This window comes from Cohaesibacter sp. CAU 1516, assembly GCF_005771485.1.
Lineage (GTDB): Bacteria > Pseudomonadota > Alphaproteobacteria > Rhizobiales > Cohaesibacteraceae > Cohaesibacter > Cohaesibacter intestini.
The window spans coordinates 352,409-367,822 of sequence record NZ_VANT01000002.1 but is presented as its reverse complement, the minus strand read 5'-3'; the positions used below and the strand labels follow the sequence as shown (position 1 = coordinate 367,822).

At 57.8% G+C, this 15,414-nt stretch carries 16 protein-coding genes and 1 tRNA gene; 10 read left to right on the top strand and 7 right to left on the bottom strand.

From position 1 onward, the window contains the following. Positions 1-18: 18 nt before the first annotated feature. Genes FDK21_RS08570 through tsaD form a run of 5 tightly spaced genes read right to left on the bottom strand, consistent with a single transcriptional unit; the run spans position 19 to position 3,645 of the window. Positions 19-717 (bottom strand): 50S ribosomal protein L11 methyltransferase, encoded by a 699-nt coding sequence (locus FDK21_RS08570; RefSeq protein WP_246657528.1) that lies wholly within the window; start codon positions 715-717, stop codon positions 19-21. A gap of 15 nt (positions 718-732) precedes the next feature. Continuing rightward, a complete protein-coding gene (locus FDK21_RS08565) occupies positions 733-1,152 on the bottom strand; it encodes an EVE domain-containing protein (RefSeq protein ID WP_114008625.1) in 420 nt (139 codons plus the stop codon). A gap of 26 nt (positions 1,153-1,178) precedes the next feature. After that, positions 1,179-1,463: a YciI family protein gene (locus FDK21_RS08560; RefSeq protein ID WP_138148194.1), complete on the bottom strand. Its 285-nt coding sequence runs from the start codon at positions 1,461-1,463 to the stop codon at positions 1,179-1,181. 32 nt (positions 1,464-1,495) lie between these two features. Then, positions 1,496-2,503, bottom strand: coding sequence for an NAD(P)H-dependent glycerol-3-phosphate dehydrogenase (locus FDK21_RS08555; RefSeq protein ID WP_210238731.1), 1,008 nt, complete (start codon positions 2,501-2,503; stop codon positions 1,496-1,498). 17 nt (positions 2,504-2,520) lie between these two features. Beyond that, positions 2,521-3,645 (bottom strand): tRNA (adenosine(37)-N6)-threonylcarbamoyltransferase complex transferase subunit TsaD, encoded by a 1,125-nt coding sequence (gene tsaD, locus FDK21_RS08550; protein WP_138148193.1) that lies wholly within the window; start codon positions 3,643-3,645, stop codon positions 2,521-2,523. Positions 3,646-3,957: 312 nt separating this feature from the next. Here tsaD and hemC point away from each other — a divergent pair, with 312 nt between their 5' ends. The 5 genes from hemC (at position 3,958) to FDK21_RS08525 (ending at position 9,722) form a co-directional block, all read left to right on the top strand. After that, positions 3,958-4,899: a hydroxymethylbilane synthase gene (gene hemC / locus FDK21_RS08545; protein ID WP_138148192.1), complete on the top strand. Its 942-nt coding sequence runs from the start codon at positions 3,958-3,960 to the stop codon at positions 4,897-4,899. 40 nt (positions 4,900-4,939) lie between these two features. Further along, on the top strand, positions 4,940-5,662 hold the full coding sequence (locus tag FDK21_RS08540; protein WP_171021997.1) for a uroporphyrinogen-III synthase: 723 nt from the start codon (positions 4,940-4,942) through the stop codon (positions 5,660-5,662). 217 nt (positions 5,663-5,879) lie between these two features. Then, positions 5,880-7,598 (top strand): hypothetical protein, encoded by a 1,719-nt coding sequence (locus tag FDK21_RS08535; protein WP_138148190.1) that lies wholly within the window; start codon positions 5,880-5,882, stop codon positions 7,596-7,598. 18 nt (positions 7,599-7,616) lie between these two features. Further along, positions 7,617-9,398 carry a heme biosynthesis HemY N-terminal domain-containing protein gene (locus FDK21_RS08530; RefSeq protein WP_138148189.1) on the top strand — a complete coding sequence of 594 codons (1,782 nt, stop codon included), beginning with the start codon at positions 7,617-7,619 and terminating at the stop codon, positions 9,396-9,398. A 248-nt stretch (positions 9,399-9,646) separates the two neighbouring features. After that, positions 9,647-9,722, top strand: a tRNA-Thr gene (locus tag FDK21_RS08525). 66 nt (positions 9,723-9,788) lie between these two features. On the opposite strand, the gene FDK21_RS08520 is transcribed toward FDK21_RS08525, so the two are convergent. Further along, positions 9,789-10,379: a TetR/AcrR family transcriptional regulator gene (locus tag FDK21_RS08520; protein ID WP_138148188.1), complete on the bottom strand. Its 591-nt coding sequence runs from the start codon at positions 10,377-10,379 to the stop codon at positions 9,789-9,791. Positions 10,380-10,582: 203 nt separating this feature from the next. On the opposite strand from FDK21_RS08520, the gene FDK21_RS08515 reads away from it, so the two are divergent. The 5 genes from FDK21_RS08515 to FDK21_RS08495 all read left to right on the top strand — a co-directional run bounded on the left by FDK21_RS08515 (position 10,583) and on the right by FDK21_RS08495 (position 13,644). Then, complete coding sequence (locus tag FDK21_RS08515; RefSeq protein WP_138148187.1) at positions 10,583-11,131, top strand: peroxidase-related enzyme; 549 nt, start codon at positions 10,583-10,585, stop codon at positions 11,129-11,131. Between the two features lie 133 nt (positions 11,132-11,264). Next, the gene (locus FDK21_RS08510; protein ID WP_114008247.1) at positions 11,265-11,729 is read left to right on the top strand and encodes a nuclear transport factor 2 family protein; all 465 of its coding nucleotides are present in this window, start codon (positions 11,265-11,267) and stop codon (positions 11,727-11,729) included. A gap of 53 nt (positions 11,730-11,782) precedes the next feature. After that, positions 11,783-12,664: a HAMP domain-containing sensor histidine kinase gene (locus FDK21_RS08505; RefSeq protein WP_138148186.1), complete on the top strand. Its 882-nt coding sequence runs from the start codon at positions 11,783-11,785 to the stop codon at positions 12,662-12,664. 221 nt (positions 12,665-12,885) lie between these two features. Further along, positions 12,886-13,080, top strand: coding sequence for a hypothetical protein (locus tag FDK21_RS08500; RefSeq protein ID WP_138148185.1), 195 nt, complete (start codon positions 12,886-12,888; stop codon positions 13,078-13,080). A gap of 78 nt (positions 13,081-13,158) precedes the next feature. Further along, positions 13,159-13,644 carry a YHS domain-containing (seleno)protein gene (locus tag FDK21_RS08495; protein WP_138148184.1) on the top strand — a complete coding sequence of 162 codons (486 nt, stop codon included), beginning with the start codon at positions 13,159-13,161 and terminating at the stop codon, positions 13,642-13,644. Positions 13,645-13,719: 75 nt separating this feature from the next. Here FDK21_RS08495 and dld read toward each other — a convergent pair whose 3' ends face one another. Next, positions 13,720-15,411 carry a D-lactate dehydrogenase gene (dld, locus tag FDK21_RS08490; RefSeq protein ID WP_138148183.1) on the bottom strand — a complete coding sequence of 564 codons (1,692 nt, stop codon included), beginning with the start codon at positions 15,409-15,411 and terminating at the stop codon, positions 13,720-13,722. Positions 15,412-15,414 lie beyond the last annotated feature (3 nt).

Sequence of the window (15,414 nt, the reverse complement as noted above, 5' to 3'; positions counted from 1 at the left end):
TCTGGTGACAGGGTTTTTTCATGGCCTGAATTGCCAGACCTTGGTGGATCGGATCTCGGCATCTTCCAGCGCCCGGCTGCGGGGGATGGAATAGGCCTTGCGTTCAACAAGGCAATTCTTGGGCAGATAGGACCGGGTAGGGTCGCCGACATATATGACCGTGCCACACGCATGGAGCTTTTTCATCAGATCGACGACCAATCTGCTCATCTCTGCATCATAAAAGACATCGCCAGCAAGCATGATGTCTGGCGGAGAGGCGAGCAGTTTCGCTGTACCATCCGATGACAGGCAATCTTCGATGCTGGGTGTGATCTGATCGCTATTCAAACCATTCAGCGCAGCATTGAGTCTGATGGCTTCGATCGCAAAGGGGTCAATGTCGGTGGCCAAAGCTGATTTTGCCCCTGCCTGGATGGCTGCGATTGCGATGAGGCCGGAGCCTGAGGCAAAATCAAGCACGGTTTTATTCGAAAGCAAGTCTGAATGATCAAGACAGAAGCGCGCCAAAGCTTGTCCACCCGCCCATGCAAAAGCCCAGAATGGGGAAGGTAGACCGAGAGCGTTGAGCTCTTCCTCGCTCATACGCCAAAGAGGCGTGTCGTCATCGGCGAGGTGCAGCACGATGTCGGGCGTCAGGGGAACTGGCAGGATCGCGGTATGGCCCCGAATGAAGGCCGCTTTGTCCGCGATTCCCGTTTGTTTGGTGTCAGGCACTGGGTTGCGTTCGGATCAGGCGTCGACGCCAGCCATTTCGCAGATGAGGTTCCATTCCTCATCAGACACGGGCTGGACGGACAGGCGGGAATTGTTGACCAGTATCATCTTGCTCAGCTCTGGATGCGCCTTGCAATCTTCCAAGGTGATCGGGGTTTTGACCGGGGCAACAGCCTTGATGTCGACGCATTCCCATTTGCCGGTGTCATCGGTGCTGTCGGGGTGGCTTTCAGCGCAGACTTCAACGACGCCAACGATGCGTTTCTCATTGATCGAGTGATAGAAGAAACCGCGATCGCCGAGCTTCATGGCACGCATGTTGTTGCGGGCCTGATAGTTGCGCACGCCGTCCCATTGTTCCCCTTCTTCACCCTTGGCGACCTGCTGGTCCCAGCTCCAGGTGTTGGGTTCGGATTTGAACAGCCAATAAGCCATGGGATTCTCCGTTGGTTCGTGTTCAATCAAGCCGGTGCGCCGATGATCCATTTCCATGGGCGAATCTCAACGGAGGCAAACAGTCCGGCTTTGGCATAGGGGTCGTTGGCAAGAAAGGCTTCAAGGCTCTCTTTGTCGTCTGCTTCGCAAATCAGCATCGAGCCGAGCATGGCACCCTCTTCGGAAAGGAAAGGTCCACCGATCTTGATGGTGTCGGTATTTTCCGCCACGAAGGCCAGATGGGCTTCACGGTTGGCCATACGGGTTTCCAGCGCGCCGTCTTTGTCGGTGCAGGTAACATAAAAGTGCATTGTCATCTCCTCCAATAAAAGGGTGTCGAAAATCAGGGCTGATCGCTTTCCCGCCGCAAGGGGCGGGTCATCAATTGGGTGACCGCTTCGTCGATGCTGCTCTTGCGTTCGAGCACATTGGCGACCGCTTCGGCAATGGGCATTTCCACCCCATGCTGGCGGGCCAGTTCGCAGGCGACGCTCGCGGTATAGGCGCCTTCGGACAATTTCGCCCCCGGACCCATCAGGTCAGCCAGATCGCGGCCTTCGCCAAGGGCATGGCCAAAGGAGAAATTGCGGCTCTGAGGGCTGGAACAGGACAGGGCAACATCGCCGAAGCCGCTGAGGCCCATCAGGGTGTCCGGGCGGGCCCCAAGCTTGATGGCGAGCCGCTGCATTTCGGCAAAGCCACGGGTCATCAAGGCAGCATGGGCGCTGGCCCCCAGTTGCTTGCCGACAACGATGCCACAGGCAATGGCCAGCACATTTTTCAGGGCTCCACCCAGCTGCACCCCGATCAGGTCGGTGCTGGCATAAGGGCGGAAGCTTTTGTTGGACAGGCTGGCGCAAATGCGTTCGGCCAACAGGCTTGTGGGGGCGGCGATGGTCACAGCCGTTGGCAGGCCACGGGCCACATCGGCGGCAAAGGACGGGCCGGAGAGGATGGCCGGTTGGGCCTGAGGCAAATAGTCCCCCAGCACTTCGGTCATCATCCGCTGGGTGCCTTTCTCTAAGCCCTTGGCTGCAAGAATGACGGGCGTGCCCTTCTTGACGTAAAAGCCGATGGCGTCGGCAATGGCATGGGTGGTCTGGGCCGGGGTGACCATCAGAATGCAGTCCGCATCGGCGGCTTCGGTCAAATCGGTGGTGGTCTCCAGCGGATGATCGAAGGTGATGTCGGGCAAATAGGCGGGCAGTTGCCGCTTGTGGGCGATGCTTTCGAGATTGTCTGCGTTGCGGCCCCAGAGCACCACATCGCGCCCGGCCCGCGCTGCGTTCAGCGCCAGAGCAGTGCCCCAGGCGCCTGCGCCCAAAACGGCGATGCGGTCAAATGGTTTGATGGAACTGGATTGCATGCTCATGCCTTGGCTCCCTTGCGGCCTTTACCGATTTTTGCCGCCGCCTTGTTGTCGAGTGGCCAGCGAGGCCGGGCCGGGCAGTCAAGCGGGTCGGTGAGGCCAAGCGCCAGCCGTTCGGCCCCGGCCCAAGCGATCATCGCGCCATTGTCGGTGCAAAGGCTGATTGGTGGGGCGACCAGTTCGGCCTGTTGCTGGCTGAGGACCGCATCAAGGATGGAGCGGATGGCCTGATTGGCGGCAACGCCACCGGCAACGATCAATTGCGGCTTGGCACTATCGGGGAAACGGTCACGGAAGGTGGTGAGCGCCTTGCCAATCCGATCCTTGAGAATATCGCATATCGCAGCCTGAAAAGAGGCGCAGAGATCGGCGACATCCTGATCTGACAGGGGGGCGATTTTTTCGGCTTCGCGACGGACGGCGCTTTTAAGGCCCGAGAAGGAAAAGTCATAGCCCTCACGGCCTTTCATCGAGCGGGGCAGGGCAAAGCGTTTGGGATCGCCCAGTTTGGCGGCCTTTTCCACTTCCGGGCCACCGGGATAAGGTAGGCCGAGCAGCTTGGCTGTCTTGTCAAAGGCTTCGCCAAGCGCGTCGTCAATGGTGGTGCCCCAACGTTCATACTCGCCAACGCCCTTGACCAGCAGGATCTGGCTGTGACCGCCGGAGACCAGCAAAAGCAAATGGGGAAAGGGGGCATTGTTGGTCAGGCGGGCCGTCAGGGCATGGCCTTCGAGGTGATTGACCGCGATCAGTGGCAAATTGTGGGCGGCGGCAATGGCCTTGGCGCTCATCAGGCCGATCAGCACACCGCCGATCAGGCCGGGGCCGGAGGTGGCGGCCACTCCGTCAAGGTCGGCAAAGGTCAGGTCTGCATCGGCCAAAGCCTTGCGGATGATGCCGTCGAGGCTTTCGACATGGGCACGGGCGGCGATTTCGGGAACAACGCCACCATAAATGGCATGATCTTCGATCTGGCTGAGGACAACATTGGACAGGATTTCGCCCTGGCCACTCCTGTTATCTTGTCGGGAGGGGTTGGCAGTTGTGCCGGGTTTGTCCTCGAAGCGCCGAACCACCGCCGCCGCGGTTTCGTCACAACTTGTTTCTATGCCTAAAACGATCATTGCGCGTGTTGCTTGGTTGCCTTTATGGTTCAGCCTGTTTTCAAAGATTCTTTTCTGAGCAAGGTCTGGGCAAAGTGATTTGCCTGAACTGCCTGATAGTGTCTTTGGCCGGTTGGCTTGACTTGTAGAGCAAAGCCGAACGCTTGGCATCCCTTTTCTTTTCGGGATGTTGAATTGATCAATTTCAAAGCGGACCTGCCGCGGAGTCTCTATGGATTGGCCAAAGAGTCCTCTGTGATTGGCAAGACGCGGGGAGATGTCCCGGCGGATCAGAGGGATCGATCCGGGACCAAGGGAAAAAAGGCACATTCAATGGCATCCAGCACTATCAAAATCGGCACGCGCGGCAGCTTGCTCGCTCTGGCTCAGGCGCATGAAACCAAGCGGCGTTTGATGGATGCCCATGGGCTGAGCGAGGAAGATTTTGAGATCGTGGTCATCAAGACGACGGGCGACATGATTCAGGACCGCCCACTGTCGGAAGCTGGTGGCAAGGGGCTGTTCACCAAGGAAATCGAGGAAGCGCTGCTGGATGGCAACATTGATCTGGCGGTGCATTCCTCCAAGGATATGCCGACCGTGCTGCCGGATGGCCTTGAGTTGTCAACTTACCTGCCGCGTGAAGATGTGCGCGATGCCTTCATTTCCCGTAAGTATCAAACGCTGGCCGAGATGCCCGAAGGGGCGGTTGTCGGCACGTCGTCCCTGCGGCGTCAGGCAATGGTCAAGAAGGTGCGACCAGATCTGCAGGTCGTGATGTATCGCGGCAATGTGCAGACCCGGCTTGAAAAGCTGGATCGTGGCGTTGCTGATGCCACCTTGCTGGCCTGTGCCGGGCTTCACCGGCTTGGACAATCGGAAATCATTACCTCGGCAATCGAGACCGAGGATTTCCTGCCTGCCGTAGGGCAGGGGGCGATTGGCATTGAGACGCGAATCGGCGACGCACGCATTATGGGCTTGCTCTCAGCCATCCATGATGCCGATACCGAGCGGGCGCTTGCCTGTGAGCGGGCATTTTTGGGGGCGTTGGATGGCTCCTGCCGCACGCCGATTGCCGGTTTGGCCCGGATTTCCGGCGATGCGCTGAGCTTTGAAGGCCTCGTCTTGCTGCCCGATGGCAGCGAATATTATGACATTGCCGAAGACGGATCGGTTGATGAGGCGGAAGCTGTTGGTCTGAGGGCCGCCGAAAAACTGCGTGCACTTGCCGGGACGGCCTTTTTCGAGGCGGTGCTGGCTGCCAGCCACTGAAGCAACGCGTCACGTTCGAGCGATTTGGGGGACATTGTCTTTGCGGATTTTGGTCACACGACCGGCTCTGGATCAGGATCAGACTTGCAAGGCGTTGCGGGCTCTGGGGATCGAGCCTGTGTCGGCCCCTGTGATGGAGGCGCAGGGGCTGCAATTCTGTCTGCCCGAACAAGCGTGGCAGGCGGTGGTGGTGACCTCACGCAATGGCTTGAGGATGCTTGAGCCTGCCCAGATTGCCCAATTGCGCCTTAGGCCCCTTTATTGTGTTGGCGCGAAGACCGAAAGTCTGGCGCATGATCTGGGCTTTGAGACAATCGAGATGTGTGCGCCAGATCTGGCAGTGCTGACACCGGCGCTTGTGTCCCGTCTGAACCCCGCGGGTGGTCCCGTCCTCTATTTGACCGGTCGCCACCGGACCGGATCGCTGAAAGCCGCTCTTGAGACTGCGGGGCTGAGAGTTGAACAGGTGGAAAGCTATGACATGGTGGCGAGCCCCACCTTGCCTGAAGATGCTTTGACTGCGATCCGCAAGGGTGGGATCGATGGGGTGTTGTTATACTCGCAAAGATCGAGCCAATTGTTCCTTTCCATCGCCCGTGAACAAGGGCTGGAAGCGCAGCTTGGCGGGTTAACTTTTTATTGCCTTTCACCGGCTATCGCTACGTTAATTAAAGAGGCGGGCTATCCTTTGGTCGTGGCGGACGCACCGAATGAGAAGTCTCTGCTTGCAAGTCTGGAAAAGGGCCGTAACTATTTAATCTAATAGTGATACAGCCCTGTCATGATTATTCTCCGGCATGGAGAATTTGACGAAGGGATGGGTTGCCCCACGACCCGCTGTGCATGTCGCTGCCGATCGTCTGCTCGGCTTTGAAGGCGACTTGCTTGGAACTACGTATACAAAGTGGACGGCCATCGGCCTATGATGGCACCGCTCTTGAGATGTGACCGACCCCGCGCGACGGGAATTGAGGAATGGTATGACAGCTCGCAAACCCAGAAACAGGACTCAGGCCGCTGGTAAGGCAGCCAAAACCATCGATCTGACCGCCGAAGATGTGACGGACAAGCCGGCAGCGGATGCGCCGTCCAAAGCGGCAGACGACCCCTCTCCCGAAAAGACCGACGCGAAAGCCGATGAAAAAGTCGCTGCACAGGCCTCTCCAGAGGCGTCCAGCAGCGAAGAGGTCGACAAGGCCAAGCCAGATGCAGCCACGGATGAAAAGGTGGAGACCGCGCCTGATGCCAAAGCTGAAGACAAGGCAGACGCCAAGCCAAGCAAAACATCAGATGATACGCCAAAGGATGCGTCTGTGAAGGATGAGAAGGCTGAAAAGTCCAGCTCCTCGGTTCCCAAAATGCCAAAAGCGAGCCCGGACGCGCCTGCTGCATCGCCTGCAGCCCAGCCCAAACAGGGCGGCGGCTTTGGTGGTGGGCTGATCGGTGGCTTGCTTGGCGGTGTGGCTGTTGTGGCTTTGTGCTATTTCGGACTGCAGCAGGGCATGATTCCGATGCCGACTTCGCAAGCGGCAAAACAGGCCGAAGCACAATTGCAAAGCCTGACTGGCGACCTTCAGGCCTTGAAAGATACGGTTGCCGAACAAGCCAATGTCGATCTGGGCCCGCTTGATCAGCGCATTGCTGCCTTGGAAGCCGAAATTGGCGAGGTCAGCAAAACCTTGTCGCTGGCAACCGCTCCGCTTCCGACGGAAGGTGAAGCGACCGACGGGGAGGCCGCTCCTAGGGTTGATCTCGCACCGATCAATTATGCTCTGGCCGGTCTGACTGCCAAGCTGGAAGAGCTGACCTCGAAACTGGAAGAAGTGACGACACAGGCCGCCACCCTGACAGACAGTCAAGGCGGGCTGACGCAGCGCATAGCCGGGCTGGAAGGCCTGCATGCCCAGTTTGTCGAGGCCAAGAAACAGATTGCCGAACTGGAAGTCGTGACCAAGGCGCAGGCCGCACGGATCGAGGAAAAGGCCGCTGAAACCATCGCCAAGCTGGAAGAAGATCTCGGGGCCGCCAAAGAGGCGATCCTGTCCAACACCGATCGCCGGATCAATGACGTGGTGGTCGATCTGAGCAAGTTTGGTGACAAGGTCTCCGCCCAAGCGCAGGATTTGGTGGGGCGCGTAACGACGCTTGAAGACAACAATGTCTCCGAGCAGATGCAAAGCTCCGCACGCACCATTGCGCTGGCTGGCCTTGAGAATGCAGTCGCTTCCGGGGCCGATTATCAGCTGGCTCTGGCAACCTTCACCGATATTGTCGGTAGCACCCCGGCGATCGAAGTTCTGGCGGGGCATGCAGACAACGGCGCGCCAACCAAAGCGAAACTGGCGGCTGATTTTGATGCGGTTTACGACCATGTTCTGAAAGAAGCCGAAGATGCCGGGGCGGGAACCTTGCTCGACAAGTTCCTGCTCAATGCGCAAAATCTGGTCAAGGTCCGTTCGCTCAGCGGTGAGAAGAAAGGCGAGAGCCTGACAAGCCTGCTCGGGGTGATCGAATTCCATGTCAAGAAGGGTGACCTTGAGAAGGCTGCCGCTGAATGGGAGGCTTTGCCAGAGGCTGCGCGTGATGCCAAGGCGGGCGCTGCATGGATCGAGGGGCTGAAAGCCCGCATCGCGGTGGATGCCGCCATGGAAACCATTCGCTCGGACTTTGGCGATCTCGCCAACAAGAATGACAGTTAAGGTGGGGATTGAATAGTTATGATTAAGGCACTCATCTTTTTTGCGATCCTGCTGGGCATTGCATTCGGTGGCGCATGGTTGGCCGATCGGCCGGGTCAGATCATTGTTGAATGGCCGTGGCTGGATACCGAAATCGGCGTCTCACTGCTGACCGGTTTCCTGATGCTGGTGGCTTTGGTGATTGTGGCAATCATCGTCTGGATGGTTTTCATCGGCATGATCCGCATTCCACAGTCGATTTCCGGTTTCTTCACCGGGCGGCGGCGTGACAAGGGCTACAAGGCCCTGTCTACCGGTATGGTTGCTGTTGGTGTCGGGGATTTGGCTCTGGCGCGCAAGCAAGCCCTGAAAGCCCGCAAACTGATCGGTTCAGATCCGATGACCCTGATGCTGGAAGCCCAGACGGCGCAGCTGGCAGGGGATGCCACCAAGGCGCGTCAAAGCTTTGAAGCGATGCTTGAGCAGGATGAAACCCGTCCTCTTGGTCGTCGTGGTCTTTACATCGAAGCGCAGCGCCGCGGCGATGCGGAAGAAGCCTTTACCATGGCCAAAGCCGCAACGGGCGATGGCAAAAAGACTCCGGGTTGGGCCGGAACGGCTCTGTTCGACATCCAGACAGCTGCTGCAGACTGGAAGGGCGCTTTGCTGACCCTCAGTCAGAATCAGGCCAACAAACATGTCACCAAGGAGCAGTTCCGTCGCCGCCGTGCCGTCATCCTGACCGCGCAGGCTATGGAGCTGGAAGAGCAGCCCAACTCAGCAGACGCCATGCGTGGTTTGTTGCTCGAAGCCTGCAAGTTGGCTCCCGGTCTTGTCCCAGCCGCAGCCAAGGCAGCCGGTGTGCTCAATGAACTCAAAGACTATCGCAAGGCCTCCAAGGTCATCGAGACCGCGTGGCGGGTCGAACCGCATCCTGATCTCGCTGAAGCCTATGCGACGATCAAGACCGGGGACACGGCACTTGAGCGTTTGAAGCGGGTTCGTTCGCTCTATGCCTTGATGCCGGACCACACCGAATCAAAGATTGCCATGGCGCGCGCCTGTATCAATGCCCGGGAATGGGCTGAAGCGCGCAGCCTGTTGGCGCCGCTGGTCGACTCCCATCTGACGCCACGCCTGTGCATGATGATGGCCGAGTTGGAAGAGGGCGACAAGAATGACTTCGGTCTGCTGCGTCAGTGGTTGGCGCGTGCGGTCGGTGCCCATCCGGATCCGGTTTGGACGGCTGATGGTCAGGTTAGCGATCGCTGGCAACCAACCTCACCGGTGACCGGCAAACTCGACGCCTTTGAATGGAAGGTTCCGGTCAATGAACTGGCCGATATGAATCGTCCGGTTCTGGAAAGTGCCGATCTGGCCTCGCAAGAGGGGCCAAATGAGGATGATCTGGTGCTGATCCCGAACAGCGAAGATACGTCAAAGGATCTTGAAACCCCCGCTGAAGCTGCCGTTGAGGCGCCTGTTGCTGATGCCAAGGAAGAGGCAGACATCCCTGTCGCTGAACCGGTGGAAGACGATGTTCCGGTAGCCGAACCAGTGGATGATGACGCTGCTGCAACTGCCATTGACGTTGACAGCGAGGTGGATACCGGGGAAGAGGTGGCAGACGCTGCGAAAGCGGAAACACCGTCAGAGGAGGGTGTTGCTGCCAGCAAGCCCAAAGACGTCGAGTTTCCGATGAAGCAGGCGCCCGATGATCCGGGCCCGAAATTCGACCCGACGAGCCAGCGCCCGGATGATCCGGGACCAAAGCCTGGTGCCAAACCGGGCGAGCGGAAAAAACGCTTCCGTCTGTTCTAGGCAAATGAAGACAACAAAGCCCGGCAATGCCGGGCTTTTTTCGTATTGCAACGATTGGATGCGTGGAAGGGTACGGCGCATTTGCGTGGCTTGTTTCGCGTGCTTTTTCAAGTGAGTTGTGATTTCTCACGTGTGTGGGGCGCTTTCTTTTCGATTCACCCACAAGAGGCCCAGATGCCTCTTGCCAGTTGCGAGGGAATTGGCTAAGAGAAGCCACCCGAAAGCCGATTTTCCGGCTTATATGGCATGCTGCTGTAGCTCAGTTGGTAGAGCAACGCATTCGTAATGCGTGGGTCGTAGGTTCAAGTCCTATCAGCAGCACCATTTCTTCCCAGTCTTCGCATCAAGTTACTCCGTTGCCTGTCACAGGGCAGGTGCGGTTCCCTGTCGTCATTGTTTCGGAGCTGGCACGCCCGCACCCTCGAGCAAGGTCTCGGCAATCTGCTTGGCGATGTTGGCCGCTTCCTTCATGCCGCGCACTTGCGCGGTGACAATCGCCCCCTCTTTCAGCAAAGCCAGTTGCTCGGCCAGCTTGCGCGGCTCGGTTGCTCCGGCCTGCTCGCACAGGGTTTCGATGAAGGCGACAATGCGCTCCTTGTGATCAGCCGAGAGATGGTGAGCCGGGTGAGACAGGTCGCCGAACTCGCTTGAGGCATTGATAAAGGCGCAGCCATAAAAGCCCAGTTTCTTGAAGGCCTTGCCCTCAAACCAACTTAGCAAAGCGTCAAACATGGCGAGCAACTGGGCACGTGGCAAGGGAGAAGAATTTTCCATTTCACTGGTCAGCCAGTCACGGAAGGTCTCGTCCCGTCGCTCGAGGGCGGCGAGGATTAATTCATCCTTGGAGCGGAAGTGTTTGTAGAGAGTCATTTTGGCAACGCCTGCTTCGGCTAGGATCTTGTCGATGCCGGTGGCGTTGAAACCGTTGGTATAGAAGAGCCGCAGGGCAGTATCGATCAGTTCATCACGACGGGATTTCAAAGGCTGGTCTCCATTTTTTTGTTTTTCTGGTTCGGTGTCTTGTTCAGACTGTTCTGTCTATTTTCTAGAAAAATAGCAATTATTTCAAAGAGTTTCAAGATCACCTTTTTGTGATAGGGCATTTTCATTGACGAAAGACAGACAGGTCTGTATATGTAAGGTCAAGCAAGCATTCCATTCCTAAACCTTGAAAGGACATTCCAATGCCAAGAGTTGATCTCCCTGCTTCCATCCAAGAAGCACCAGCCGCGTCCCAGCCCCTTTTGCAGGGCGTTGAAAAAATGCTCGGCTCCGTGCCAAACCTGTTCCGTCTGACCGCCACCAGCCCGTCTGCTCTTGAAGGTTATCTGGGTCTGAATGGGGCGCTGGCGTCGGGCAGCCTTAATGCTCAGACCCGCGAGCGAATTGCCCTTGCCGTCGCCGAAATCAATGGCTGCGACTATTGCCTTGCCGCGCACACTTATCTTGGCAAAAACCTCGCCAAACTGGACGATGCTGAAATCAGCGCCAACCGTGATGGCCGTTCCAACAACCCGCAGGCTCATGCGGCTGTACGCTTTGCCGTCAAACTGGTTCTGCAGCGCGGAAAAGTGAGTGCTGAAGATGTTAGCGCCGTGAAAGCCGCAGGCTTCAGCGATGCGGAAGTGATCGAGATTGTGGCGCATGTCGCTCTCAACACTCTGACCAACTATCTCAATGAAGCTTTTGATACGCCGATTGATTTCCCGGCTGTCCAGAGCTCTGCCGCCTAAACCCCCCGCACCGGGTGCTTCACTTGTTGCGCCAAGATGGAACAAGCGGGGCACCCGGTCCCCCTCTAAAAGACCTGAAAACCAGCAGCCAAGATTCGGGCCCCAAAACCAGCCCAAAGACAAGGATAAGACCATGACCCGTCCACCGCTTCCCCCGTTTGACGCAGACAGCGCCGCCACCAAAGTGCGCATGGCTGAAGATGGCTGGAATAGCCAGCAGCCGGAAAAAGTATCCCTTGCCTATAGCACCGACAGCCAATGGCGCAACCGGGCGGACTTTGTCACCGGACGGGAGCAGATTGTCGATTTGCTCAGCCGCAAATGGAAACGAGAGCAGGAATACCGCCTGATCAAGGAGCTATGGGCCTTCACGGACAATCGGATTGCCGTGCGATTTGCCTATGAATGGCGCGATGACAGCAACAACTGGTTTCGCGCCTATGGCAACGAGAATTGGGAGTTTGGCCCTGACGGTCTGATGCAGGTGCGTATCGCCTCGATCAATGACCTGCCGATCCGGGAAGAGGACCGCCTGTTTCACTGGCCGCTAGGCCCTCGCCCCCTTGACCATCCCGGACTGTCGGACCTAGGGCTTTGATACCCCTGCCGACCCGGTGAACACCCGTTATACGCGTTCGGAAAGGACTTGATATGCAGACCGACCAGATCGAAGCACATCGCAATGGCACGGCCGACTTTGTGGCCTTGTCCAAGAAAGACTCTCCCAAGACAGACGCGCTGAGCGAGACGTCTGATCCGTCTGCGTATGCCAATGCCCTGTCGATCGTCACTCACGATCTGAAGGGACCTTTGGCCAATCTGTCGCTGCTCATCGAATCCATCGAGGACAGCGCAGAAGCCGGCAGCCGCACCGCGCGCAATGCCGCCAAGGCGGATGTGATCATCACCCAGTTGAGCAAAATGCTCAGTGCGGTGCTGGAACGGGCCCGCGAAGGGCGGGACCCGCTCTCCTGCCGTCAGGACAGGGTCAACCTGATCGACGTGCTGGAACTGGCCATGTCGGTCAATCAACCGCGTGCTCGAAGACGGGGCATCACCATAGAAAGCTGTGCCCTGACGCCTGTGACGGTCAGTGGCGATCAGGAGCTGCTGTTCGAAGCGGTCGACAATCTGGTCGGCAATGCGGTCCGCCATAGCCACCCCAACAGCAAGATCCGGTGTGAAGTGGGGCTTGAGGCTGATGGTACGGCTTACCTGCGGGTCGACGATGAAGGACCGGGCTTTCAGGAGGGCGACTTGCACAGGGCCTTTCGCCCCTTCACCCGGCTGTCGGCGCGGACAAGGAACGGGGAAGAGAGCAGTGGCCTTGGCTTATGGATCACCCGCCTGATCGCCGAACGCCATGGCGGCCGGGTGGAAGCCAGCAACCGGCCAACCGGCCAGGGGGCTTCGATGACCCTGTGGATCCCGGCCCAGCGCCCCGGTGCTGGCGACAAAAGACGCGAGCCTTTGCACCGGACCGGTTGCGGTCCACAGAGGCACCAAGCGGGCCAGCGGCATTTGGCTGGCTGAGCTGACGATCTTCGGCGTCACGCGGCAATTGTGCTGAGCGCCGGACCTTTCGGGACGTGACATGACGTCTGACAGACCGTGGGCTTTGCAGCCTGCGAACGGGAAAGCTGTGCCTTGACCATGGCCTTGCCACCACTGCCCGACCCTTATGACCAAACTGGACGCTTAACCCTGATCAATGCCGAGACGGCATGGGGACCAACCATATTAAGGAGCAAATTATGACCATCAAACACGATCATCACCACGAATACGGATGCGATGTCACGCAAGAATCCGTTGATCTGGCCCGCCGCCGTCTGTTGGCGCGCGCCGCAGGGGCTGCGGCTGTTGGTGCCGTCGGTATGGCTGCATCCGGCACCACTGCCATGGCAGCCACCAAGGAAGCGATGACCTTGTATGCCAAATCGGCCTGATTGCCATCACCCACCCCAATATCACCCAAAGCAACCCAACCCAACTGACCAGACACATCTTCCTGAAAGGACCAACCCATGCTGTCGAAACTGATTTTCACCTGCCTTGCCGCCGTTATGACGGTTTTCATCTCCACCGCTGTTTTCGCGGCTGACGAATATAACGTCAATAACGGCCTGACCCTGTCCGGCAAACCGCTTGGCCTGCACGGCTATGATCCGGTTGCCATGTTCAAGAAAGACGCGCCTGAACTGGGCAATGCCGAATTCACCTCCCATCATGATGGTGTCGATTACTATTTCGCATCTGCCAAGACCAAGGACCTGTTTGACGCGGATCCGGCATCCCATCTGCCACAATTTGGTGGCTTCTGTGCCTTTGGCGTGTTTGTTGGCGCCAAACTTGACGGTGATGTGCGCTATGCGGACATCGTCGATGGCAAGCTCTATCTGTTCGTCAATGAAGCAATCTTCAAGAAATATCTCGATCAGAAAGACGAAGTCATCAAGGGCGCTCATGCCAAATGGGATGGCATTCGGTCTACCGCCATTGGTGATCTTTGATCCCTTGAGCCATGTGTAAGTGATGGGGCGGGTCTTGGCTTGCAAGGCTCGCCTTTTTGCGTCCGGGGCCGGGCTTCAATGCTCGTGATAGCATTTGTTGCGCGACATTTTACCGATGCCGGGATTGAAGCTGTTGGTTGGATCAAGATTCTTGTAGAAGTTGGCGAGATCATCCTTGGCCTGATAGAGATGGCCGACATTATGCTCGGCGGGATATTCTGCCCCCCGTTCATCCAGCAGCTTGAGCATCTCTGCCTTGATGGCTTTGGGATCTTCGCCCTTCTTGACGATGTAATCCTGATGCAGCACATGACAGAAGAAATGGCCGTAATAGAGCTTGTGATGCAGCTTGTCGGTGATATGGGGGGGCAATTGTTCCAGCCAGTCATGGTCATTGCGCCTCAATGCGATATCCAGCGCCAGAATATCTTCAACCTCGTCGCTATGGATCGCCTGATAGCGGATGGCAGCGCCTGCGGCGGCAAAGCGGTGGAGACCGGCAATTTTGCCTTCACGCGGGCTGCATTCAAAGAAAGCGAGCTTGCCTGCCGCCTGCAGGCCAGCCAGCAGCTCTGACGCTTCCTCGATGCCTTCGTCACGCATTTTGAGGATCAGGTGATGCTCATACTGGTCGCGGAAATCACACATCCGCTGGGGCAGAATTTCCGGCCAAAGGCGGGATAGCATCTGCATGAAGCGGTCGGTGAAATGCTTCAAGCCCGGAATTTTGCTGGTCCGGGCATCGACCCAGCCTTTGAGGGCGAAGAAGGTGGGCAGGCGGTCGGTGCCAAGTTTGTCGATCAGCACCACGGTGTCCTTGCCGTAAGAGCGGGTGATGTCGAAAATATCGCGATGCATATATTCGCCTGAGACCGGCAGATGCGCGCAATCTGAGAGAATGGTTCGGCGTAATTCTCCCAGATGGAGGGGATCGTTGGTGCCGACATAGAAGGTCTTCTCACGGGCATTTTTCGGATAGGTATCCAGCCGCACCGCAAAGACTGCGAGCTTACCGGCGCAGCCGGAGGCTTCATGCAAGCGGCGTTTGTCGGCATTGAAGCGGGCTGGGCTGGCGGCATCGACATCGCGTACCCGGCTGGCATAGTCGGTATCGGATGCCTTGCGATTGGTCTCTTCGATGTCTTTGTCCTGATAGTCGCCTTGCTCCAGGCGAGTGAGGATGGTTTCTGGCGTGTCGCCGAGCTCGATGCCCAGATGATTGACCAGCTTCAATTGACCCTGATCGTCGATCTGGGCGAAGAGTGACAATTCGGTATAGGAGGGGCCGCGCTCGATCAGCGCGCCGCCGGAATTGTTGCAGACGCCGCCTATCACCGACGCGCCAATGCAAGAAGAACCGATCACCGAATGAGGTTGGCGGCCCAACGGGTCGAGCAGTTTTTCAAGGGCGAACAGGGTGGAGCCGGGGAAGGAAATGATCTGTTTGCCCCCTTTGAGCGCCTTGAGGGCATCCATCCGGCGGGTGTTGATGAGCACCACGTCACGGTCATAGCGTCCCTTTGGGGTGGAGCCTTCGGTCAAGCCGGTATTGGCGGCCTGCATGATGACGATCTTGTCGGCGGCGACGATTTTCTCAAGGCAGTGCCAGAATTCAAGCAAGGTGCCGGGCTGGATCACCGCGATGGCGTCGCCCTCGCCGGAGCGAAACCCCTTGCGGAAGCGCTCGGTCTGCTTGTCGCCGGTCAGGACGTGGCGCGGACCGACGATTGTCTTGAGGCTTTCAATCAGAGCGGCATTGTCTGTCATGCT